The 22,312-nt window shown below is 60.7% G+C and carries 21 protein-coding genes and 1 pseudogene; 11 read left to right on the forward strand and 11 right to left on the reverse strand.

Going from position 1 to position 22,312, the window contains the following annotated elements:
- The first annotated feature begins 7 nt into the window (after window positions 1-7).
- From pstA to IFT99_RS04695, 5 genes are all read left to right on the forward strand, one after another.
- A complete protein-coding gene (gene pstA / locus IFT99_RS04675) occupies window positions 8-1,678 on the forward strand; it encodes a phosphate ABC transporter permease PstA (protein WP_192130644.1) in 1,671 nt (556 codons plus the stop codon).
- 125 nt (window positions 1,679-1,803) lie between these two features.
- Window positions 1,804-2,637 carry a phosphate ABC transporter ATP-binding protein PstB gene (pstB, locus tag IFT99_RS04680; RefSeq protein WP_192130645.1) on the forward strand — a complete coding sequence of 278 codons (834 nt, stop codon included), beginning with the start codon at window positions 1,804-1,806 and terminating at the stop codon, window positions 2,635-2,637.
- Window positions 2,638-2,688: 51 nt separating this feature from the next.
- Entirely contained in the window at window positions 2,689-3,447 is a 759-nt protein-coding gene (gene phoU / locus IFT99_RS04685; RefSeq protein ID WP_037016764.1) for a phosphate signaling complex protein PhoU, read from the forward strand.
- 173 nt (window positions 3,448-3,620) lie between these two features.
- A complete protein-coding gene (locus IFT99_RS04690) occupies window positions 3,621-4,526 on the forward strand; it encodes a response regulator (protein ID WP_065988197.1) in 906 nt (301 codons plus the stop codon).
- 307 nt (window positions 4,527-4,833) lie between these two features.
- On the forward strand, window positions 4,834-5,742 hold the full coding sequence (locus IFT99_RS04695; RefSeq protein ID WP_192130646.1) for a peptidoglycan DD-metalloendopeptidase family protein: 909 nt from the start codon (window positions 4,834-4,836) through the stop codon (window positions 5,740-5,742).
- Window positions 5,743-5,763: 21 nt separating this feature from the next.
- Here IFT99_RS04695 and IFT99_RS04700 read toward each other — a convergent pair whose 3' ends face one another.
- From IFT99_RS04700 to phoB, 3 genes are all read right to left on the reverse strand, one after another.
- Window positions 5,764-7,104 (reverse strand): hemolysin family protein, encoded by a 1,341-nt coding sequence (locus IFT99_RS04700; RefSeq protein WP_065988202.1) that lies wholly within the window; start codon window positions 7,102-7,104, stop codon window positions 5,764-5,766.
- 100 nt (window positions 7,105-7,204) lie between these two features.
- On the reverse strand, window positions 7,205-8,464 hold the full coding sequence (phoR, locus tag IFT99_RS04705; RefSeq protein WP_244160331.1) for a phosphate regulon sensor histidine kinase PhoR: 1,260 nt from the start codon (window positions 8,462-8,464) through the stop codon (window positions 7,205-7,207).
- 90 nt (window positions 8,465-8,554) lie between these two features.
- On the reverse strand, window positions 8,555-9,244 hold the full coding sequence (gene phoB, locus IFT99_RS04710; protein ID WP_065988205.1) for a phosphate regulon transcriptional regulator PhoB: 690 nt from the start codon (window positions 9,242-9,244) through the stop codon (window positions 8,555-8,557).
- A gap of 170 nt (window positions 9,245-9,414) precedes the next feature.
- Between phoB and IFT99_RS04715 the strand changes: the two genes are divergently transcribed.
- Window positions 9,415-9,795 carry a COG4315 family predicted lipoprotein gene (locus IFT99_RS04715; protein ID WP_065988207.1) on the forward strand — a complete coding sequence of 127 codons (381 nt, stop codon included), beginning with the start codon at window positions 9,415-9,417 and terminating at the stop codon, window positions 9,793-9,795.
- A 36-nt stretch (window positions 9,796-9,831) separates the two neighbouring features.
- Here IFT99_RS04715 and ubiA read toward each other — a convergent pair whose 3' ends face one another.
- Both ubiA and IFT99_RS04725 read right to left on the reverse strand, forming a co-directional pair.
- Window positions 9,832-10,722 carry a 4-hydroxybenzoate octaprenyltransferase gene (gene ubiA, locus IFT99_RS04720; RefSeq protein WP_192130647.1) on the reverse strand — a complete coding sequence of 297 codons (891 nt, stop codon included), beginning with the start codon at window positions 10,720-10,722 and terminating at the stop codon, window positions 9,832-9,834.
- Window positions 10,722-11,300 (reverse strand): chorismate lyase, encoded by a 579-nt coding sequence (locus IFT99_RS04725; protein WP_192130648.1) that lies wholly within the window; start codon window positions 11,298-11,300, stop codon window positions 10,722-10,724. The genes ubiA and IFT99_RS04725 overlap by 1 nt, the downstream gene beginning before the upstream one ends.
- Before the next feature lie 606 nt (window positions 11,301-11,906).
- Between IFT99_RS04725 and IFT99_RS04730 the strand changes: the two genes are divergently transcribed.
- The 4 genes and pseudogenes from IFT99_RS04730 to IFT99_RS04745 all read left to right on the forward strand — a co-directional run bounded on the left by IFT99_RS04730 (window position 11,907) and on the right by IFT99_RS04745 (window position 14,418).
- Entirely contained in the window at window positions 11,907-12,074 is a 168-nt protein-coding gene (locus IFT99_RS04730; protein WP_032856748.1) for a rubredoxin, read from the forward strand.
- Window positions 12,075-12,108: 34 nt separating this feature from the next.
- Entirely contained in the window at window positions 12,109-13,257 is a 1,149-nt protein-coding gene (locus tag IFT99_RS04735; RefSeq protein WP_065988212.1) for an NAD(P)/FAD-dependent oxidoreductase, read from the forward strand.
- A gap of 187 nt (window positions 13,258-13,444) precedes the next feature.
- Window positions 13,445-13,714: pseudogene (locus IFT99_RS04740) on the forward strand (HU family DNA-binding protein); the annotation flags it as partial.
- A 329-nt stretch (window positions 13,715-14,043) separates the two neighbouring features.
- On the forward strand, window positions 14,044-14,418 hold the full coding sequence (locus tag IFT99_RS04745) for an SCP2 sterol-binding domain-containing protein (RefSeq protein WP_192130649.1): 375 nt from the start codon (window positions 14,044-14,046) through the stop codon (window positions 14,416-14,418).
- Window positions 14,419-14,439: 21 nt separating this feature from the next.
- On the opposite strand, the gene IFT99_RS04750 is transcribed toward IFT99_RS04745, so the two are convergent.
- The 6 genes from IFT99_RS04750 to exbB all read right to left on the reverse strand — a co-directional run bounded on the left by IFT99_RS04750 (window position 14,440) and on the right by exbB (window position 21,173).
- On the reverse strand, window positions 14,440-15,834 hold the full coding sequence (locus tag IFT99_RS04750) for an aminoacyl-tRNA deacylase and HDOD domain-containing protein (protein ID WP_065988214.1): 1,395 nt from the start codon (window positions 15,832-15,834) through the stop codon (window positions 14,440-14,442).
- Between the two features lie 87 nt (window positions 15,835-15,921).
- Window positions 15,922-17,997 carry an ATP-dependent DNA helicase RecG gene (recG, locus tag IFT99_RS04755; protein WP_192130650.1) on the reverse strand — a complete coding sequence of 692 codons (2,076 nt, stop codon included), beginning with the start codon at window positions 17,995-17,997 and terminating at the stop codon, window positions 15,922-15,924.
- A gap of 8 nt (window positions 17,998-18,005) precedes the next feature.
- On the reverse strand, window positions 18,006-18,935 hold the full coding sequence (locus tag IFT99_RS04760; RefSeq protein WP_065988216.1) for a hydrogen peroxide-inducible genes activator: 930 nt from the start codon (window positions 18,933-18,935) through the stop codon (window positions 18,006-18,008).
- A gap of 91 nt (window positions 18,936-19,026) precedes the next feature.
- The gene (locus IFT99_RS04765; RefSeq protein ID WP_065988217.1) at window positions 19,027-19,770 is read right to left on the reverse strand and encodes an energy transducer TonB; all 744 of its coding nucleotides are present in this window, start codon (window positions 19,768-19,770) and stop codon (window positions 19,027-19,029) included.
- On the reverse strand, window positions 19,767-20,192 hold the full coding sequence (exbD, locus tag IFT99_RS04770) for a TonB system transport protein ExbD (RefSeq protein ID WP_192130651.1): 426 nt from the start codon (window positions 20,190-20,192) through the stop codon (window positions 19,767-19,769). Before exbD ends, IFT99_RS04765 begins: the two co-directional genes overlap by 4 nt.
- Before the next feature lie 3 nt (window positions 20,193-20,195).
- A complete protein-coding gene (gene exbB / locus IFT99_RS04775) occupies window positions 20,196-21,173 on the reverse strand; it encodes a tonB-system energizer ExbB (RefSeq protein ID WP_192130652.1) in 978 nt (325 codons plus the stop codon).
- 211 nt (window positions 21,174-21,384) lie between these two features.
- On the opposite strand from exbB, the gene IFT99_RS04780 reads away from it, so the two are divergent.
- Entirely contained in the window at window positions 21,385-22,245 is an 861-nt protein-coding gene (locus IFT99_RS04780) for an SDR family oxidoreductase (protein WP_192130653.1), read from the forward strand.
- The last annotated feature ends 67 nt before the right edge of the window (window positions 22,246-22,312 follow it).

Here is a 22,312-nt window from a genome sequence, read left to right on the forward strand (position 1 = left end):
GAAACCGATGAAGCAGACCTCCCTAAAGCGATGGTTCAACAGTGGCGCCCCCGGCGTCTGGCTGAGCGCGGGCGCGGTGTCTATCGCGGTGATCATGACCGTCGGCCTGCTGGCGGTGATCGCCGTGCGCGGGCTGGGACACTTCTGGCCCGCCGATGTGATTTCCGCCCAATACGACGTTCCCGGGCAGGAAAGCCACGTGTTGGTGGGCGAGCTGGTTCAGTCTGAACAAGTGCCACGCGCAAGGCTCAAGGCCGCCGGGTTGCCAGTCCCTGATCGGGGGCCGGAGTTCATGACCCGCGATCTGTTCAAGGTCGGCAACCGGGACATCAGCCCCAGCGATTTTAACTGGGTCATTGGCGAGTGGCTCAAGGACCCGCGCAAGCCAGCAGAATTGATGACCCTGGAGCGCCGCGAGTGGGGCAACTTTTACGGCTATCTGGTCAACGTCAAGGAAGACGGCAAAGTCGTCGCACAAGGCGAAGCCGCATGGCCGCAACTACAGGCGCGTATCGAGCGCGTGCAGGGGATTTCCGATCAACTGGATGACCTGGAAAAGGGCGAGATCGGCGCGATCAACCACGGGATCGAGCGGCTGCGTCTGCGAGCGCGCAAGCTTGAGCTGAACGGCGAACTTGATGCAGCGGCCCAGGCAGACATGGCCACCGAGCGTGCCGAATACGACGCCCGCTACAAAGACGTCGAGTCGCGGCTTGGCGCGTTACACGCCGAATACAATCGTGACAGCCTGACGGCCCGTGACGCCAACGGCAAAGAAATCGAGATCAGCATCGGCAAGGTGGTTCACGCGTATCAACCCAACGCCATGGGCACGATGACCAAGCTGGGGTCCTACTTCCAGAAGCTTTGGGAGTTCCTCAGCGACGACCCGCGCGAGGCCAACACGGAGGGCGGGATTTTCCCGGCGATCTTCGGCACCGTGATGATGACGCTGATCATGGCCGTCATCGTGACGCCGTTTGGCGTGCTCGCGGCCGTGTATCTGCGTGAGTACGCACGTCAGGGCGTGATGACACGCTTGATCCGCATCGCCGTGAACAACCTCGCGGGCGTTCCGGCGATCGTCTACGGCGTGTTCGGGCTGGGCTTTTTCGTTTACGTGCTGGGCGGTTCTCTGGATCAACTGTTCTTCCCCGAAGCCCTGCCGGCGCCGACGTTCGGCACGCCCGGCCTGCTCTGGGCGTCGTTGACTCTGGCGCTGCTCGCCGTGCCGGTGGTGATCGTCGCCACCGAAGAAGGCCTGGCGCGCATCCCGCTGACGCTGCGCGAGGGCTCGCTGGCCCTGGGCGCGACCAAGGCCGAAACCTTGTGGAAGATCGTTCTGCCGATGGCCAGCCCGGCCATGATGACCGGCCTGATTCTGGCCGTGGCGCGAGCGGCCGGTGAAGTGGCGCCGCTGATGCTGGTGGGTGTGGTCAAGATGGCGCCGTCGTTGCCGCTGGACGGCAATTACCCGTACCTGCACCTTGATCAGAAGATCATGCACCTGGGTTTCCATATTTACGACGTCGGTTTTCAAAGCCCCAACGTCGAGGCCGCGCGCCCGTTGGTGTACGCCACGGCCCTGCTGCTGGTGCTGGTGATTGCGCTGCTGAACCTCTCGGCGGTAACGATTCGCAACCGCCTGCGCGACAAGTACAAGGCGTTTGAAGACTGAGTCAGCGACAAGCTTCAAGCTTCAAGCTTCAAGCTTCAAGCGGCGAGCTGAAAAGCCGCATACCGTATCAGCACCAAATTTGCAGCTTGCGGCTAAAGGCTTGCAGCTACGAACGGAGAGAGACCATGCAACACGAATCCCACGCCCACGGCATCAATATGTCGGCCCTGGGTCGCAAGCGCCAGGTGCTGGATCTGGCGAACGAAGCCGTTGCGCTGGAAGTGCCGGGGCTGGATCTCTTCTATGGCGAGAAGCAGGCGCTGTTCGACATCCGGATGAACATCCCGAAACAACGCGTCACCTCGTTCATCGGGCCGTCCGGCTGCGGCAAGTCCACGTTGCTGCGCACCTTCAACCGCATGAACGATCTGGTGGATGGCTGTCGCGTTCAGGGCGAGATCAAGCTCTATGGCCACGACATCTACACTAAAGGCGAGGACGTCGCCGAGTTGCGTCGCCGGGTCGGCATGGTCTTCCAGAAGCCCAATCCGTTCCCCAAGACCGTTTATGAAAACGTGGTTTACGGGCTACGTATTCAAGGCGTGAACAAGAAGCGCGTGCTCGACGAAGCCGTCGAATGGGCGTTGCGCGGCGCCGCACTGTGGGACGAGGTCAAGGACCGCCTGCATGAGTCGGCGCTCGGACTTTCCGGTGGTCAGCAGCAACGTCTGGTGATCGCCCGCACCATCGCCGTCGAACCTGAAGTGCTGCTGCTCGATGAGCCGTGCTCCGCGCTCGACCCGATTTCGACCCTGAAAGTCGAAGAGCTGATCTACGAACTGAAATCCAAATACACCATTGTGATCGTTACCCACAACATGCAGCAGGCCGCGCGCGTGTCGGATTACACCGCGTTTCTGCACATGGGCAAGGTGGTCGAGTACGGGGACACCGATACGTTGTTCACCAATCCGACCAAAAAGCAGACTGAAGACTACATAACCGGTCGTTACGGCTAGCACGTGTTTCGTCAGCCTTGAACCACCGCGCAATCAATCGGACGGACACTCATGATCAAAGACAGCCATACACATCACATCTCCCAGCAGTTCAACGCTGAACTGGAAGAAGTTCGCAGCCACCTGCTGGAAATGGGTGGTCTGGTCGAGAAGCAGGTCAACGACGCCGTTACCGCGTTGATTGAAGCCGACTCGGGCCTGGCCCAGCGAGTGCGCGAGGTGGACGACCGCATCAACCAGATGGAGCGCAACATCGATGAAGAGTGCCTGCGCATTCTGGCCCGTCGTCAGCCTGCTGCCTCCGACCTGCGTCTGATCATCAGCATCTCCAAGTCGGTCATCGACCTTGAGCGTATCGGCGATGAGTCCACCAAGATCGCCCGCCGTGCGATTCAGCTGTGCGAGGAGGGTGAGTCGCCGCGCGGTTACGTCGAAGTGCGCCATATCAGCGATCAGGTGAGCAAGATGGTGCGCGATGCACTGGACTCGTTCGCTCGTTTCGATGCCGATCTGGCGTTGTCCGTTGCGCAGTACGACAAAAATATCGACCGCGAGTACAAGACGGCGCTGCGTGAGCTGGTCACCTACATGATGGAAGATCCGCGTTCGATCTCCCGCGTGCTCAATGTGATCTGGGTGCTGCGTTCGCTGGAGCGCATCGGTGACCACGCGCGGAATATCTCCGAACTGGTCATCTACCTCGTGCGCGGTACCGACGTTCGCCACCTGGGCCTCAAGCGCATGCAGGAAGAAGTCAAAGGTCTGACCGCCGAAAGGATTAATGTTCTGGACGCGCCTGACGATAAATAAGATTGCCTGAGAAAAAACGCCTGGCGACCGCCGGGCGTTTTTGTTTCTCCGGTCTGCCCGTATTTTTTCAAGTCACCCGCGAATAAAAGTCCCGGTGTCGTCAAACAGTTTGGCAGCTGGCCGCCCGCCAGCGAATGCTCGCCTTTGCGGTGAACACGCCATCAGGAGCGTCGATGAGTAAAGTCAGTGTATTGGTGGTGGATGACGCACCGTTCATCCGTGATCTGGTCAAGAAAGGACTGCGCAACGCGTTTCCAGGCGTCGCGCTGGAAGACGCCGTCAATGGCCGCAAGGCGCAAGTGCTGTTGAGCCGTGAAGTGTTCGATCTGGTGTTGTGCGATTGGGAAATGCCCGAAATGTCCGGGCTGGAATTGTTGACCTGGTGCCGCCAGCAGGAAAACCTGAAGACCATGCCGTTCATCATGGTCACCAGCCGTGGTGACAAGGAAAACGTCATCCAGGCGATCCAGGCCGGCGTATCGGACTTCATCGGCAAGCCGTTCACCAACGAGCAACTGCTGACCAAGGTCAAAAAAGCGCTGCACAAGGTCGGCAAGCTCGATGCCTTGATGTCCAGTGGTCCGGCCCGCGCCAATGCGGCGTTTGCCAATGACTCGCTCAGCGCTTTGACCGGTAATCGCCCTGAGGTCGTCAACACGGCACCCGCTGCTTCGGCGGCATCGCAAGCGGCTCAGCCTGCGGTCCAGCCAATGGCCAAGGCTGCTCCAGCCGCTGCACCGACGGGTCGTGGTCAGGGTCAGTTGCGTCTTCCGAGCGGGAACCAGCCCTGCGTGATCAAGGCGCTGACGCTCAAGGAAGCGTCGCTGCTGGTCCGCCGTGGCGAGGTGCTGCCGCAGATCCTGGAGAGCGCCGTGCTCGATCTGGAACAGGGTGAAAACGCCGAGGTCGCGCGTCTCAACGGCTATCTGCACGCGATTGCCGCCTTCGAGCAGAAGCCCGACAGCGACTGGCTGCAGGTCACTTTCCGCTTCGTCGACAAGGACACCCAGAAGCTCGATTACCTCTCGCGCCTGATTGCCCGTGGCACTGCGCAGAAGCATTTCGTGCCGGGTGCCTGATCCGCTGCCACGTTAGGGGTGCTGATTTTCCGGCGAGTGCTCACTATGTGGGAGCAACCGGGGTGGTGCTCCACCTTGCTCGCGAAGAGACCGGTAAATCCGCTAAATGTGCAGCGGCCGGGAGTCCATCTTCGCTAGCAAGCTCGCTGCCACGCTACCTAGCATAGAATTTGCAATTCCGATCGCGCCCCATGCTGACGCGATTTCCTTGACGCTTCATCTATTACCGATTGATTCGGATGAGTCCAATTGCGTCGGGATCGCTGTTAGGCTGGGCGCCAATCGTCCACTCACCAGGTCTATCCCGATGTTAGAGCGCGTGCTGGTTGTCTGTGCCTTACTGCTGGCCACGCAGACCGCCGGGGCAGTCACGATCTATCGGTTCACCGATGCCAATGGCGTGGTGTCGTTTACCGACCAGCCCGTGCGTGGCGCGCAAGTGATGAAGCTTCGCGAGCGCATGGTCGAGCGCATCGACAGCCAGGTGCGCCTGAGCGTCAAGAAAGCCAATGGCAGCGACAGCCTGTACGTGCGAAACGACCTTTACGCACCCGTGGAAGTCGAGCTGCGTCTGGCCGGGGTGAAGAACGTGGTGGGGGTGTCCGACCAAGTCATTCGCCGCACCATCGCGGCACGCAGCAACGAACGCCTCATCGCCCTCAGCCCGCAAGTCGCCAGCAAGGCCATGACTTACAAGCCAAGCCTGCGATCCATCGTGGGCGACCCGCAGCGCGGTGTTTCAGCGAATGGATTTGCCTATCGCTATCCATTGCCGTGGGTGGGCGGGCCGTTTCGCATCAGTCAGGGTGCCAACGGATCCTACAGCCACATAGGGGCCAAGAGCCGCTACGCCATCGACATTGCCATGCCCGAAGGCACGCAGATCATCGCCGCGCGGGGCGGTACCGTGATCAAGACCGAGAACACGCAATCCGGCCGAGGCGCCAATCCGTCGGGCAACTTCGTGCGCATCCTGCACGACGACGGCACGATGGGCGTTTATCTGCATCTGCAGCAAGGATCTGTGAGCGTCAAGGAGGGTCAGCATGTGGCAGTGGGCGCGCCGCTCGGGCGCTCCGGCAACACCGGCAACAGCACCGGCCCGCATTTGCACTTCGTGGTGCAGCGCAATGTCGGGCTGGCGCTGGAGTCGATCCCGTACGAATTCTCGCAACCGGTCCAGAGCCTGCCCAACTTCGCGATTGGCGGGAATTGATCATCTGCTCTGACGGGCAGTTCAATCCAGCTTGAGCACCTTTGCCAGCACGATCTTCGGCCCTTTCATCTTTTTGATGATGATGCGCAGGCCTTCGACTTCCATGACTTCCTCTTCCTCAGGCACGCGCTTGAGGCTGTCGTAGATCAGGCCTGCCAAGGTTTCGGCTTCCACGTGGTCCAGATCGATGCCCAGCAGGCGCTCGACCTTGAACAGCGGCGTGTCCCCGCGTACCAGCAGCTTGCCCGGCTGATAAGCCAGGATCCCGCGCTCGGCCTTACGGTGTTCGTCCTGGATATCGCCCACCAGCACTTCCAGCACGTCTTCCATCGTCAGATAGCCGATGATCTTGCCGTCGGCTTCTTCAACCAGCGCAAAGTGCGCGCCGCCCTGACGGAACTGCTCCAGCAGACGCGACAACGGCATGTGCTTGGAGACGCGCTCCAGCGGCCGCGTGAGCTCGGCGAGGTTGAAGGACTCGGGAAGGTGATCCAGTGCCGCCAGCTCCAGCAGCAGGTCCTTGATGTGCAACAGACCCACGAACTCGTTGCGGTCTGAGTCGTACACCGGGTACCGGCTGAACTTGTGCCGGCGGAACATCGCGAGGATTTCCTTGAGCGGGGCGTTGAACTCCAGCGAGACCATGTCTTCGCGGGAGTTGGCCCAGTCCACCACTTCCAGCTCGCCCATTTCCACAGCGGAGGCCAGCACGCGCATGCCCTGGTCGCTGGGGTCCTGACCGCGGCTTGAGTGCAGGATCAGCTTGAGCTCTTCACGGCTGTAATGATGCTCGTGATGAGGGCCGGGCTCGCCTTGGCCAGCGATGCGCAGAATGCCGTTGGCACTGGCGTTGAGCAGGTAAATGGCCGGGTACATCGCCCAGTAGAAAAGGTACAGCGGCACCGCGGTCCACAGCGACAACAGCTCGGGCTTGCGAATGGCCCAGGATTTCGGCGCCAGTTCACCCACCACGATGTGCAGGTACGAAATCATGAAAAAGGCGCTGAAGAACGACACGCCTTTGACGACTTCAGGCGACTCCACGCCTACCGTCTCGAGCAAAGGGGCCAGCAAGTGCGCGAACGCCGGCTCACCGACCCAGCCCAGACCCAGCGACGCCAGCGTAATACCCAGCTGGCAAGCCGACAGGTAAGCATCGAGCTGACTGTGAACGGTGCGCAGAATGCGTCCGCGCCAGCCGTTGTTGTCGGCGATGGACTCGACACGTGTCGAGCGCAGTTTGACCATGGCGAACTCGGCCGCAACGAAGAATCCGTTGAGCAGAACCAACACCATTGCGAAAAGAATCATGCCGAAATCGGCGAAGAGTGAAGCCAGGCTGATACCAGGGGAAGGGTCCATGATGGGGTTTTGCAGGTTCCGTTTTGAGGTGTGGAATGAAACAAGCCCTCACAATTGGAGGGCACAAGGGACGCAATTTAGCGGCTATCTACAGGCTTGCCTAGGCTTTGGTCATCTGCGCCGGGGCAAAGTTGCAGATAAACACACTGCCCTTGCCGGGGACGCTGTTGATTTCCAGTGCTGCGCGGTGGCGCAGCAGCACGTGCTTGACGATCGCCAGGCCCAGGCCTGTGCCGCCGGTGTTTGACGCGCGGCTGGAGTCGACGCGGTAGAAGCGCTCGGTCAGGCGCGGAATGTGTTTGCTGTCGATACCGATGCCGGAGTCCTGCACGCTCAGGTGGGCGCCACGCCCGTCACTCCACCAGCGGACGCGGATCTTGCCTTCCGCCGGCGTGTATTTGACCGCATTGAAGATCAGGTTGGAGAACGCGCTGCGCAACTCCGCCTCGCTGCCCTTGAGGCTGACGTCGCTTTCCAGCTCCAGGGTAATCTGCTGGTTCTTGTCTCCTGACAGGGCCTGAGCATCATTGGTGATGCTTTGCAGCAGCGACGACACGGCCACAGGCTGGTTGTCGGACGGGTAATCGGTGGCTTCCAGCTTGGCCAGCAGCAGGAGGTCGTTGAGCAACGTCTGCATGCGTCCGCCTTGCTGATGCATTTGCTGCAACGCACGGACCCAGCGCGGGTTCACGTCCTCGACGTTATCCAGCAGCGTCTCCAGATAGCCGCAGATCACCGTCAATGGTGTGCGCAGCTCGTGGGACACATTGGCGACGAAGTCTTTGCGCATCTGCTCCAGCTGGTGCATGCGCGTCACGTCGCGCACCAGCATCAGATGCTCGTTGTTGCCGTAGCGGGTGATCAGCATCTGAATGCGCAGGCGGTCATTGACCGGCGAAGGAATCTCCAGCGGTTCGGCGTAGTTGGCGTGGGCGAAGTACTCCTTGAAGCGCGGATGGCGGACCAGATTGGTTACGGGTTGCCCGCTGTCCTGGGGCGTCTTCAGGCCCAGCAAGGTTTCTGCCGCGCGGTTCCACCATTCCAGGTTGCCGTCGCTGTCGAGCATGATCACAGCATCTTTCAGCGCGGCAGTGGATTCCTGAACACGGTCGATAACCGCTTGCAGGCGGCCACGCACGCGCTGGTCGCGTCGTTGCAGATGGTAAATGCTGTCGAAGACTTCCCCCCACAAGCCATAGCCATCGGGTGGCGGCTCGTCGGGTTTGTGATGGCGAAGCCAGTCATGCAGGCGCAGCAGCTGTTTGAGGGTCCAGGCCAGATAAAGCCCCAGACCGATTGCCAGACACCCGCCGTAATGCCCGCTGATCAAACCGGCCAACAGCGAGGCTGTGACCAACATCAGCAAGTGCCGGATCAGGGTGCCATGCCAGTTGTGATTCAATTAACGCGTCCTTGTCTTCAGCGGTCTGAATCGCTGCCAAAAGCGTTTTCAGCTTTTGGTGGAGAAGCGGTAGCCAGTACCGCGGACGGTTTGTACCAGATTTTCGTAAGCCTCGCCGAGGGCTTTGCGCAGACGCCGGATGTGGACATCCACGGTGCGCTCTTCCACGTAGACGTTTCCGCCCCAGACCTGATCGAGCAACTGCCCGCGGGTGTAGGCGCGTTCCTGGTGGGTCATGAAGAATTGCAGCAGGCGGTATTCGGTCGGGCCCATCTCGGCAGGTGTGCCGTCGATGGTCACGCGGTGGCTGATCGGGTCCAGCAGCAGACCGCCCACTTCGATCGGCGATTCGCCATCGTTCGGGGCAGCTCGCCGCAGCACGGCCTTGAGCCGGGCGACCAGTTCGCGGGGAGAAAAGGGTTTGGTGATGTAATCATCGGCGCCGACTTCAAGACCCTGGATCTTGTTGTCCTCTTCGCCTTTGGCCGTGAGCATGATGATCGGGATGTCACCGGTCAGCTCGTCACGCTTCAAACGACGGGCCAGCTCAATGCCGGATGTACCGGGCAGCATCCAGTCCAGCAGGATGAGGTCCGGCTTGCGGTCGACAATCACGGCATGGGCCTGTTGCGAATTCTCAGCCTCAATGCAGTCATAGCCAGCCATTTCCAGCGCGACGGCAATCATTTCGCGTATGGGTGCTTCGTCGTCGACGATCAGAATGCTCCTGCCAGCCATGCCTCGAACCTCATGTCATTTAACTGTCTTGGGGCGCATTAGATAACGGAATTATTGCAGTCGTGTGACAGGTTAGTTCGCGCTAGGCGTATTCGCCGGTCTAGGGCTAAGCTGGGGACTTGTCCTACAAGAAATGTCCATACAACGACAAACAAGAAGAGGATTCATCCATGGCTAAAATTTCTTCTGCTCTGATGCGCCTTTTGGCGGCAGCAGCGTTGGCATCTTCCGGGATGGCATTCGCTGCCGCGCCCGCGATGACCAGTGACGGCATGCTCACCGACCACAAAGGCATGACCCTTTACACCTTTGATAAAGACACCTCGGCAGGCAAGTCCGTTTGCAACGATCAGTGCGCAACCAACTGGCCGCCGCTGACTGCCATGGCCAGCGACAAGCCTGAGGGCGACTGGACCATTATCAAGCGCGATGACGGTGCTTCGCAGTGGGTTTACAAGGGCAAGCCGCTGTACTTCTTCAAAAGCGATAAGGCCGCTGGCGACAAAACCGGCGACGGCAAGGGCGACGTCTGGCACATCGCCAAGCCATAATCTGATCGCTTAAAGCGCTGCGTGTGTCCGAATTGGTCAGCGCAGCGCGTAGTCCGCCACGATACCGACAAAAATCGCCAGCCCTGCCCAATGGTTGTGCAGAAAGGCCTTAAAACAGGCTTGCGGGTCTTTGTCCCGCGTCGACCAGAACTCCCAGGCGAAGCATCCCGCCGCTACCAGCAGGCCGATGAAGAAATACAGGCCCAGCTCGAAGCGCGCACCCGCCAGCATCAGGCAAAACAACGCCAGGCATTGCAGCGTGAGGATGATCACCCGATCCGCATCGCCGAACAGCACGGCGGTGGATTTCACGCCGATCTTCAAGTCGTCCTCGCGATCCGTCATCGCGTAATACGTGTCGTATCCCACCGTCCACAGCAGATTGGCGATGTACAGCAGCCAGGCGGCAGCGGGCAGCTCGCCGGTCTCGGCGGTGAACGCCATCGGCATGCCCCACGAGAACGCGGCACCCAGTACCACCTGCGGGTAATAGGTGTAGCGCTTCATGAAGGGATAAGTGGCTGCAAGAGCAAGCCCGCCGAACGACAGCCAGATCGTCGTCGTGTTGGTGAACAAGACCAGCACAAAGCTCGCTCCCACCAGTACCGCGAACAGGATCAGCGCTTCTTTTGACGTCACCCTGCCGCTGACCAAAGGCCGCTGCTCGGTGCGTTTGACGTGGCCGTCCACCTTGCGGTCGGCGAAGTCGTTGATCACGCAGCCCGCCGCGCGCATCAGGAACACGCCGACGACGAAAATCAGCAGCGTGCTCAGGGACGGCGAGCCTTTGCCGGCAATCCAGACGGCCCACAAAGTGGGCCATAGCAACAGATAAATGCCGATGGGCTTGTCGATGCGCGTGAGCTGGATGAAGTCCCAGGCGCGCGGGTGCAGACGGTTCAGGGATTTGAGCAACGACAGGTACATCAGCGGCCCTCTTGAGCATGCAGTGGAGCGTTGGGTTCGATGGCACGCCATGCAGTGGGCAGAAACACTTCCGCTACCAGAATGCTCAAGTTCCCTCGGCTGAAACAGGAGCGGCGTCCCCACAAGCCCTGCTGTGCGTCAGTCTCGGGCAGCCATTGCGCAGGATAGCGGCAGACCTGCAGCGGGCCGCGGGCGAAGGCTTCATCGCTGAACAGTAACTCGCCCAGTGACCGGGTGCCGAGTTCGTCCATGTGCAGGCCATCCTGCTCCAGCGCGCGGCGAGCGGCGACACTGCGGGCAAACACCCATCTTTCATTGCGGCCCAGCAGGTAGACCTCACGCACCCAGCCTTCGCTGCCCTCAGGCAATTGCAGCGCGGCGCATTCATCGTCACGCAGGGGCTGCCAGCCTTCGAACTGCGGTTCGACGCAAAAGTGGTCGTCAGAGAGCCGGGTCAGGCGTCGGGTCAAGGAATCTTCGTGGAAAAGCCACTCAAGAACGGCAGGCGAGGGTGCTCCGATCAACTGATCGCGCAAAAGCCACTCGGGCGCTGGAAATGCAGGGGTTTGCTGGATCACGGGAGACAAACACAGGCGGCAATTGAGGCGGCGAGCTTAGCATGATTGCGATTTTTGACCGACGACCGGAGCACCCACCCGTTTGCGCCGACGCCCCCGACGCCTTCCCGGCTAAAGCCAGTCCACCTGGCGATGCGCGGAGTATTCGTGGGACCGGCTTCAGCCGGGAAGGGGCCGGTTTGAACGCCATCAATTTCGCGGTGCGCCCACTGACGCCTTCCCGGCTAAAGCCAGTCCTACTGGCGATATGTGGAGTATTCGTAGGACCGGCTTTTAGCCGGGAAGGGGCCGGTGTGAGCGCCGTCAATGTTGCGATGCGGCCACTGACGCTTTCCCGGCTAAAGCCAGTCCTACTGGCGATATGCGGAGTATCCGTGGGACCGGCTTCAGCCGGGAAGAGGCCGGTGTGAGCACCCTCAATTTCGCGGTGCGGCCACTGACGCCTTCCCGGCTAAAGCCAGCTCCCACTGGAAAGTACACGCGTTGTACATCAATGAAACTTGCGTCATGGCGCTGTGATCAGTAAAAGGCCTGACCCATTCGATAAACTTCGCGACGACAGCGGAGCGTCTGGGACGTCTAGCCTGAAACCAAGAGAACCGAGCGATGAAAAAGTGGCAATGCGTAGTCTGTGGCCTGATTTACAACGAAGCCGACGGTTGGCCGGATGACGGCATCGCGCCGGGCACGCTCTGGCAGGATGTGCCGGAAGACTGGCTGTGCCCTGACTGCGGCGTCGGCAAAATGGATTTTGAAATGATCGAAATCGGCTGATCCGCCGACTTCCAAGACCCCGCTGGAGAAGTGAATGAACGCACCTGTCGTGATCATCGGTACCGGGCTGGCCGGCTACAACCTCGCTCGCGAATTTCGCAAGCTGGATGGCGAGACGCCGCTGTTGCTGATCACCGCCGATGACGGCCGTTCGTACTCCAAACCCATGCTTTCCACCGGCTTTGGCAAAAACAAGGAAGCCGACGGACTGAGCATGGCCGAGCCGGGCGCCATGGCTGAGCAGCTCAGGGCCGAGGTACGCACGCACACCCGCGTCAGCGGCATTGATCCGGGTCATAAGCGTGTGTGGATCGGCGAGGAAGCGGTGGCCTACCGCGATCTGATTCTGGCCTGGGGGGCGGAAACCGTCCGCGTGCCGGTGGCGGGTGATGCTTGCGACGCCGTATTCCCGATCAACGATCTTGAGGATTACGCGCGTTTCCGCGCCGCAGCCGCCGGCAAGAAGCGGGTGTTGATCCTCGGCGCAGGCCTGATTGGCTGTGAGTTCGCCAACGATCTGATTTTGGGCGGCCACGAAATCGACCTCGTTGCGCCATGCGAGCAGGTGATGCCGACATTGCTGCCTCCTGCGGCCGCCGCCGCATTACAGGCCGGGCTGGAAAGCCTGGGTGCGCGTTTTCACCTCGGGCCTTTGATGACTCGGCTTGATCGTGCCGACACCGGCCTCGAAGCGCACCTGTCCGACGGCGAGGTGCTGCATTGCGATCTGGTGGTGTCGGCCATAGGCCTGCGTCCTCGCACTGATCTCGCCGCAGCGGCGGGCCTGGAAGTCGGGCGTGGCATTGTGGTCGACCGGCATTTGCAGACGTCCCATGCAAACATCTACGCGCTGGGCGACTGCGCTGAAGTGGATGGGCTGAACCTGCTTTACGTCATGCCGCTGATGAACTGCGCCCGAGCCTTGGCGCAGACCCTCGCTGGTACACCCACAGCCGTCAAATATGGCCCAATGCCGGTGACGGTGAAAACGCCGGTTTGCCCGCTGGTAGTGTCCCCGCCGCCCAAGGGCTCGGAAGGTGTCTGGACCGTGGAAGGTGAGGGCGCCGATATCAAGGCGTTGTGCTGCGACAGCGACGGCAACCTGCTGGGTTACGCGCTGACAGGCGCTGCGGTGATGGACAAGCTCGCCCTGAACAAGGCTTTGCCCCCGCTGCTGGCATGATTAACAGTCGTTCTGTCGGATAAGCCATCTTTTAGTTGAAACAATCGTGGCTCACGTACTGGCGCGGGCCCCGGTGGCGTGCCATTCTCATTCCGGTCTGCCGCAACGTAGAGCTGTTGCGGCACCTGCTCGCTGTCCGCAAGGGCTGCACGGGACATAAAAACAAAAACCGTAAAAGAGGCTTCATATGCGTAAACCAGAACTCGCAGCGGCTATCGCCGAGAAAGCAGATCTCACCAAAGAACAAGCCAATCGCGTCCTCAACGCCGTGCTCGACGAAATCACCAACGCGCTGCACAAGAAGGACAGTGTCACACTGGTTGGCTTCGGCACTTTCTTGCAGCGCCATCGTGGCGCCCGCACCGGTAAGAACCCTCAGACCGGTGAGCCCGTCAAGATCAAGGCCAGCAACACGGTGGCGTTCAAGCCGGGCAAGTTTCTCAAAGACAGCGTTAATCCGGACGCGGCAAAGCCAGCGAAACCAGCCAAGCCGGCAGCAGCCGCCAAAGATGCCAAGCCAGCCAAGGCCGCAGCGGCCAAGGCACCCGCAGCAAAGAAAAAGTAATTCGCTGAGCGCTCTGCGGGGGGCGAGCAGCGCGGAAATGGGCATGCCGATCAGTCGGCATGTCCATTTTTTTATGCCCGATGAATCAACCGTGCTGGACCTGTGCGCTTCGTCCAGTCCGCCACTTTGCGACTGACCGGTTCTGCTTGTTCACCGGTCAATCAAGCTCGCTACACTGCGCCTGGTCACCCAAACTGCCGCTGACCCCATGAGGCCCACGCATGAAGTTTCGTTTTCTACTCTGGATATTGGGCCTGTTGATGGCCCGCGCCAGTCGCAATAATCCCGCGTTTCAACAGCAACTTGCGGGGAAGGATCTGGCGTTCCAGTTGCAGACGGCTGACGGCAAGATCGCCAGGCATTTCATCGTGCGCGATCAACGCGTGAAGAGCCGCGCCGGCACCTTCGCGGCGCCTGCTTTCGTGATTTCTTTCAAGGATGCCGACTACGGCTTCGCCACAATGCAGGCGCAGAATAAGCAACTCGCTTTCATGCAGGGCATTCAGGACAAGGACATCGTGGTGACCGGCAACGCTGGCCTGGTGATGTGGTTTCAGGGGCTGACGAAGTATCTGAAGCCGAGGAAGAAGAAGTAGTCCTCCCCGGACACTTCCGGATTAACTGAACTGCGAGGCCAGTTCGCGCAACAGCACTTCGGCCTCCAGTACTTTCTTCACCACGTCCTGAGCTTTCTCGCGGGACAGCTTCAGGCGTTCGAGCAGCTCGTCCGGAATACTTTCCAGCGGGCCTGAGCCAATGCCTTCCTTGCGCAGCAGCCTCACCGCCAGGCACACCAGGTTTGCATACTTGTAATGCTCGCCTGCGTAGTGCGGGTCGTGCTGGAAGCGCAGGGCGATGACCAGTTCCTCCGGCATGTCCCAGTTGCGCATAAGCCAGGAGCCGATCTGCTCGCGGCTGATGCCCAGCAGGTGCTGCTCGACATAGCTGTGATGCAGGTGCGGGTTGACTTCGATCTGGCGGCAGATCAGCGAAAAATGCGGAGGAAACACGTGCGCCAGCAGCAGATAGCCGAAGTTGTGCAGCAAACCGGCGAGGTACGTCAGGCCACTTTCCGGGCGCTCGGCACGTGGCATGGCGCGGGTCAGGCCTTCGATGATCGCGGCTGTGTAGATCGACTGCTGCCAGTAAGGGGTTGCCTGCTGCGGATGATCCTTGGGCAGCGCCAGGGTCTTGCCCAGCGCCAGACCGAGCGCCAGATTGATCACCAGATCAAAACCCAACACGCGAACAATGGCATCTTCCACCGAGCGGATCTTGCCGGCTGAACCGTAATACGGGGACGCCGCCCAGCTCACGACTTGTGCCGCCAATGCCGGATCGGTTTCCACCACGCCGGTGATGTCGTCGATGGTCGCGTCGGGATCGACACGCAGCTTGATGATCTTCTGCGCCGTGTCGGCCAAGGGCGGGATTTCCACCGTGGACTCCAGACGCTGCTGGATGCGCCGGGCAGTGAAATTCTGAACGGCTTTGGTGATTTCCTCGCGGTCGTCATCGGGACGCGTGAGGTTGGGCGTGACGGAGGTCACCGGCTCGCCAAAGCGGGCAGCGCTGGCCTTGGTCAACAGCGTCTTAAATTCCTCGCTGCTGATCTCCAGCAAGAGGCCTGGTTCACCAGAATCGATCAGCACGGTATTGCCGGACAGAATCCGCTCTTCATACAGGCAAGGCGAGCTGGTCAGCGAAGGCAGGCCGGGCAACGTGCCCAGTTTATGTTTTTGCAGCATGAGTTCGAGCGACTCTTTCGGAACCGCTTTCAACTTGCGGCCGGTCAACTCGGTAACACGATTGAGGTCGAGCAATTGGTTTTGTGGAAACAGGATGAACAGCGCGCCAACGGAGTCGTCGACCAGAATGGCCTGCACTTTTTGATCAAGCGGAAGAGACTCGTCATCAGTCACTTCACGGAAGTTGATGGCAGCTTTGCCCAGCAACTGCCGAATGATAGAAGGGCAGTGTGGGGTTGCGTCGATGTGGGCAACTTCTGTCATGGCCTGTATCCAGATTCCTACAATCGCTGAAGTATAACCAGCTTAGTTGTTATAGAGGTGAGACACCCTGTTATTGCGTTGACTGCTTCACACTTGGCCGTATTGCTGGCCATGGCGCAGCCAGCGCTCCAGCAGGGGACTGACATGTTGAGGCCAGCGCTCAAGCAGCGCCTGCGCCGCGTCCCTGACCGCTGGCAGCAAATCTGCATCGCGCATCAGGTCAGCAACCTTGAATTGCAGCAGTCCTGTCTGGCGCGTTCCGAGCATCTCGCCCGGCCCACGCAGCTCCAGATCCTTTTCTGCAATCACGAAGCCGTCGTTGGTTTCACGCATGATGCCCAGCCGCTGGCGACCGATCTGCGAAAGCGGGGGGTGATACAGCAGCACGCAATGGCTGGCCGCGCTGCCCCGGCCGACCCGACCGCGTAATTGATGAAGCTGCGCCAGGCCCAGGCGTTCCGGGTTTTCGATGATCATGAGGCTGGCATTGGGGACGTCCACGCCGACCTCGATCACTGTCGTGGCAATCAGCAGATTCAGGTTGCCCTGCTTGAACTCGCCCATGACGGCGGCTTTTTCGGCGGGCTTCATGCGCCCGTGAATCAAGCCGACCTTGAGCTCGCCCAGCGCGCTGGTCAGTTCCTCGAACGTCGTTTCAGCGGCCTGACACGTCAGCTCCTCGGACTCCTCGATCAGCGTGCACACCCAATACGCCTGCCGGCCTTCGGCGCATGCATTGCGTACGCGCTCGACCACTTCGATGCGCCGGCTGTCGACCACCAGAACGGTATTCACCGGCGTACGCCCGGGGGGCAGTTCGTCGAGAATCGACGTGTCGAGGTCGGCGTAGGCGCTCATCGCCAGAGTGCGCGGGATGGGGGTGGCGGTCATGATCAACTGATGCGGACACATCGAGCCGCCGACGCCCTTCTTGCGCAGGGCCAGGCGTTGCTGAACGCCGAAACGGTGTTGCTCGTCGATGATGACCAGCGCGAGGTTCTTGAACTGCACCTCGTCCTGGAACAACGCGTGCGTGCCGACGACCATGGGCGTACCGCCGGCGATCTGCGCCAGTGACGCCGCCCGCGCCTTGCCCTTGAGCTTACCTGCAAGCCAGGCCGTCTCGATGCCGAGTGGCTCCAGCCAGCGGGTGAAATTGATGAAGTGCTGTTCGGCGAGGATCTCGGTGGGCGCCATCAGTGCGACCTGATAGCCCGCTTCGAGGGCCTGCAAGGCCGCGAGTGCTGCCACGACCGTCTTGCCTGCGCCTACGTCGCCCTGAATCAAACGCAGCATCGGCTCGTGCTGACTGAGGTCGTACGCGATCTCGTTGCCGACGCGCTGCTGCGCACCTGTGGGCGGGAATCCGAGGTTCGCGAGGAATTTCTTCGGCAGGCGTTTCGCCGGTGGCAGTGCAGGCGCGCGTTGCGAGCGCAGGCTTTCACGCAGGCGTTGCTGGGAAAGCTGGTGTGTCAGCAGCTCTTCGAATGCCAGTCGGTGCTGCGCCCAGTGATGGCCCAGCGCGAGCTCTTCGACGTCAGCATCGGCAGGCGGGTTGTGCAGGTAATGAATGGCGTCAGCCAGGGGCGCGAGTTGATAGTCGCGCGCCAGCTCATCCGGCAGCCAGTCAGGCAGGCTCTTCGGGCCAAGCATTGACAGGCTCTGATGGCACAACTGCCGCAGGCGCTGCTGGGTGAGGCCTTCGGTCGTGGGGTAGATCGGCGTCAGTGTCTGCTCGACGGCCACCGGCTCGTCGCCGGTGATCGCGCGGTATTCCGGGTGGTAGATCTCAAGGCCTGAGGCACCGGGCCGGGCTTCGCCGTAACAGCGCACGTGGGTACCGCGCTTGAGGCCGTCCTTTTGCGCGTTGCTGAAGTGGTAAAAGCGCAGGCTCAACACGCCGGTGCCGTCGCCCATCCTGACCAGCAAGCTGCGGCGCTTGCCCATGACCACGTCAGCGCCGCTGACCACACCTTCGATCACGGCGTCCTGGCCCGGACGCAATTCGCCGATGGGCACAACACGAGTCCGGTCCTGGTAACGCAACGGCAGGTGAAACAGCACGTCCTGAATGTTCTCAAGACCGACTTTCGCCAGCTTTTCAGCCATTGCCTCACCGACGCCTTTTAGCGCCGTGACCGAGACATGAGACAGCTCCGTCATACCGTCCCTTAACTCGCTTCAGCCTGAGCTTTAGGACGAGCGACGGAACACAGACGGATCGAGTCAGCGAGGATTTCGATGGCTTTCGGACGCGGGAAGCTGGCACGCCACGCGATTGCCACGGTGCGGAATGGCACCGGCGGCGACAGCGGACGGACCTCGATCACGCCGGGCGCGTAGTGATGGCTGTCGACGGCGGACATCGGCAGGATGGAAATACCCAGCCCCGACGCGACCATGTGCCGAATGGTTTCCAGCGAGCTGGACTCCACGGTGGTGTGCTTGGCAGCGTCGCCGCCCTTGACCAGCGTCGGGCAGGCTTCGAGCACCTGATCGCGGAAGCAGTGACCTTCGCCGAGCAGCAGCAGGCTCTTGTCGTTCAGCGCCGAGGCATCGATGGTCTTTTTCTGGGTCCAGGGATGATCGGCCGGCATCAGCACGTAAAACGGCTCGTCGTACAGCGACAGCGTCAGGACATCGGCCTCGTTGAACGGCAGGGCGATGATGATCGCGTCGAGCTCGCCATTGCGCAGCTTGTCGCGCAGCACGTGGGTAAAGTTTTCCTCGATGTACAACGGCATCTGCGGGGCGACCCGGTGCAGTTGGGGAATCAGGTGAGGAAACAGGTAAGGGCCAACGGTGTAGATCGCGCCGACTTTAAGCGGCGCGGTCAGTTGATTCTTGCCGGTCTGGGCCAGTTCGCGAATGCCCTGAGCCTGTTCGAGAACCTTCTGCGCCTGGGCCACGATGCCCTCGCCAACCGGGGTCAGACGTACGGCACTCTTGCTGCGCTCGAAAATCAGCACGCCGAGTTCATCTTCCAGCTTTTTTACGCCCACTGACAAGGTCGGCTGGCTGACGTGACAGCGTTCAGCGGCATGGCCGAAGTGCTGCTCTTGGGCGAGGGTAACGATGTAGCGCAATTCTGTGAGGGTCATAACGTGCGTCCATGAAGTTGCGGCCCCAGCATAGCGGGTGCAATCGATAGACGCACGTTATCAACCCGTCGCGGCTGACAAAATTCTGGTTTCAGCGTTTATCCAGGGAATAAACGAAGGGAGCGACCACTTCCAGCGACCCGTTCTTCAGCAATTCCGGCGGCGGCTTGGGCAATGGCTGCGCGCGGCGGATCATCTCCAGAGTCGCTCGATCCAGTGAAGCGCTTCCTGAACCGCCGGCCAGTTCATAGGACAGCACGCGGCCTTCGCCATCGACCACAAAGCGCAGCTTGCTGGTGCCCTGCATACCCCGGCGTCGGGCGTCTTCCGGATAACGCTTGAACTTGCTCAGGTGACTCAGCAATTCACCCTGCCACGTCGGTAATGCATTGCTCGGTGGCGTGGGCGGAGCGGGTTGCGGCGACGCCGACTTCTCCGGTTTGGCGTTGGACGGCGGTGCGTCCAGCGGCTTGTCGTCGGCTGGCTTTTCTTCCTTCGGCGGCTCGACCTTCTTCACAGGTTTTGGCGGCTGTGGTTTGGGTTTGGGCTTGACCGGCTTGGGCACAGCGATTTCGGCCTTGGGCGCCTCGGCGACTGGCGGAATTGGCAGCTGTTCTTCAGGCGCGGGCGGCTGCGGCGGTTGCACGACTTTTGGCGGTGGCGGCGGTGCAGGCTCTGGAACGGGCGCCAGCTCGACCATCATCGCCGCCGGGGGCAGCTCAATGGCCTGCGAGGAGGGCCAGCGCAATGCGACGACAATCGCCACGGCATGGACCGCCAGCACCAACAACAGACTACCGCTATAGCGCGTCAGCTTTTGGCGCGTATTGATCATTTCTTGCCGACCGTCTCGAGACCCACCAGGCCCACCTTCAGGTAGCCGGCGCCGCGCAGGGCATTCATGACGTCCATCAGGTCGCCATAGTCGACGCCTTTGTCAGCCTGGAAGAAGATCGTGGTGTCTTTCTTGCCCTTGGTCCTGGCATCCAGCACCTGACCGATCTGCTCGCGGGCCACTTTTTCATCGCCCAGGTACAGGCTCTGATCAGCTTTCAAGCTCAGGAAAATCGGTTTTTCGGGCCGAGGCGCCGGTTTGGCGGTAGAGGCGGGCAGGTCGACCTTGATGTCCACGGTTGCCAGCGGTGCGGCAACCATGAAGATGATCAGCAGGACCAGCATGACGTCGATGAACGGCGTCACGTTGATTTCGTGGTTCTCGGCGAGATCGTCATCGCCTTCCTTCAAATGCAGGCCCATGGTTTACCCCATCTTTACCATGTGCGGCGGTTGGTTGCGCTCGGCCGCAGGCTGGTGATCCAGATCGCGGCTAACCAGCAACAGAACCTGCGCCGAAGCGTCGGACACTTGCGCCTTGTAACCGGCAATGGAGCGGGCGAAGACGTTGTAGATGACCACGGCAGGAATCGCGGCAACCAGGCCCAGCGCGGTGGCCAGCAAGGCCTCGGCGATGCCCGGCGCTACAACGGCCAGGTTGGTGGTCTGGGTTTTGGCGATGCCGATAAAGCTGTTCATGATCCCCCAGACGGTACCGAACAGGCCCACGAACGGCGCAGTCGAACCGATGGTCGCCAATACACCGGTGCCCATGCTCATGTTGCGGCCGCAGGCGGCGACCAGGCGTTCAAGGCGGAAAGCAACGCGCTCCTTGATGCCTTCGCGCTCGCGGGTGTTGACCGACAGACGCATCTCTTCGAGTGCGTCATGCACCAGCAAGTGGGAAAGGGTGCCTTCTTTTTTGGCCCCTGCGCTGGCTTCGTCCAGATTGCGCGCGCGTTTCAGCGCAGCGATTTCGCTTCGCAGACGACGTTTGGCGCCGAGCAGTTCGAAGCCCTTGGCGATCCAGATGGTCCAGGTGATGACTGATGCAATGGCCAGACCGATCATCACGGCTTTGACGATGATGTCCGCGTTCTTGTACATGCCCCATGGCGAGAGATCGTGGGACATGCCCAGGCTGTTATCTTCCGCCGCGGCGTCGAGCGACTCAGCCGGAGCAGAAGCCGGGGTCAGTTCTTGAACGCCTGGCGCTGTAGCGGGGTCAACCGGTGTAGCGGCTGGCGCCTCGGCTTGTACGGCGGGTTTTTGTGCAGGAGCGTTGGCGTCAGCGAGCGCTACAGGCGTCAACATCAGGCTGAACAGCAGCGCGGCAATGGCGCGTCCAGCACGTGGCAGACCTCGAGTGGCAATTGACGAAGCGGGGATTTGAATAGATGTCATGCTGGCCCGACCTGATATGAAATAGCTGTTCGTTCTGAGAGCGTCACGCTGGCGCTAGGCGAGCGGAGGAGAACAAAGGGCCGTTATTATTGCAAGTAATTCTTGTTAACAAAAGTAAGAGCGTCTCTTTTTTCCTGAGAATGCTTCCCAATGGTCGGTTTTGTAGCCCGTTTTACGGGCTGAAATTCAATAAGTGATGTGGAGATTGGACATGTCAGCGCCATCCGTTTTGATTGCTGGATGTGGCGACATCGGGAGCCGATTGGCGTCCCAGCTGTTGCCTGATGACTGGACGGTGTACGGCCTTCGCCGCTCCGTTGAGAAACTGCCTGCAGGCGTGCTCGGCGTCAGCGGCGACCTGTTCGATGCCCGCATTCCCGCGCACTGGCCGGAAGGCCGGCTCGATTACCTGGTCTACTGCGCCACACCGACTGACCGGGATGAAGCGGGTTACCGCGCGGCTTATGTTGAAGGCCTCCGGCACGTACTGGGCTGGAGCGAGCGCAGCGGCCAGAGGCCCAAGCGGATATTTTTCGTCTCCAGCAGCAGCGTTTATGGTCAACAGCAAGGCGAGTGGGTCGATGAAACGTCACCCGTTGAAGCCACCGGTTACTCGGGCCAGGTCATGCGCGAGGCAGAGCAAGTGGCCTTGGACAGTGGGGTGCCAGCGACCATTGTCAGGTTGACCGGAATTTACGGTCCGGGCCGCAGTGACCTGATGAACCGGGTACGTCAGGGCTACACCGTTGCAACCAACCCGCCGCTGTATGGCAACCGCATTCATGCCGATGACGCCGCCGGGCTGTTGGCGTTTTTGCTGCGAGCAGCATCGGACGAGGTGGCACTGAAAGACTGCTATATCGGCGTCGACGATGCACCCGCGCCGCTGGCCGAAGTGGTCGACTGGATGCGTCAGCGTCTGGGTGTCACGGAGTGGTCGGATGAAAACAGCGTGCGCCGCACCGGGAGCAAGCGCTGCAGCAACGCCCGCGCCAAGTCGCTGGGCTGGACGCCGCGTTATGCGACTTATAAGGAAGGGTATGAGGCGATGCTGGTAGATCAGCCGAACTAGTTCGCGTTGGCGTCGATTCGTAGGACCGGCCTTAGCCGGGAAGGCGTCAGGCTTAACAACCGGGAAA

Source organism: Pseudomonas sp. CFBP 8772, assembly GCF_014841665.1.
In the GTDB taxonomy this organism is placed as follows: Bacteria; Pseudomonadota; Gammaproteobacteria; order Pseudomonadales; family Pseudomonadaceae; genus Aquipseudomonas; species Aquipseudomonas graminis_B.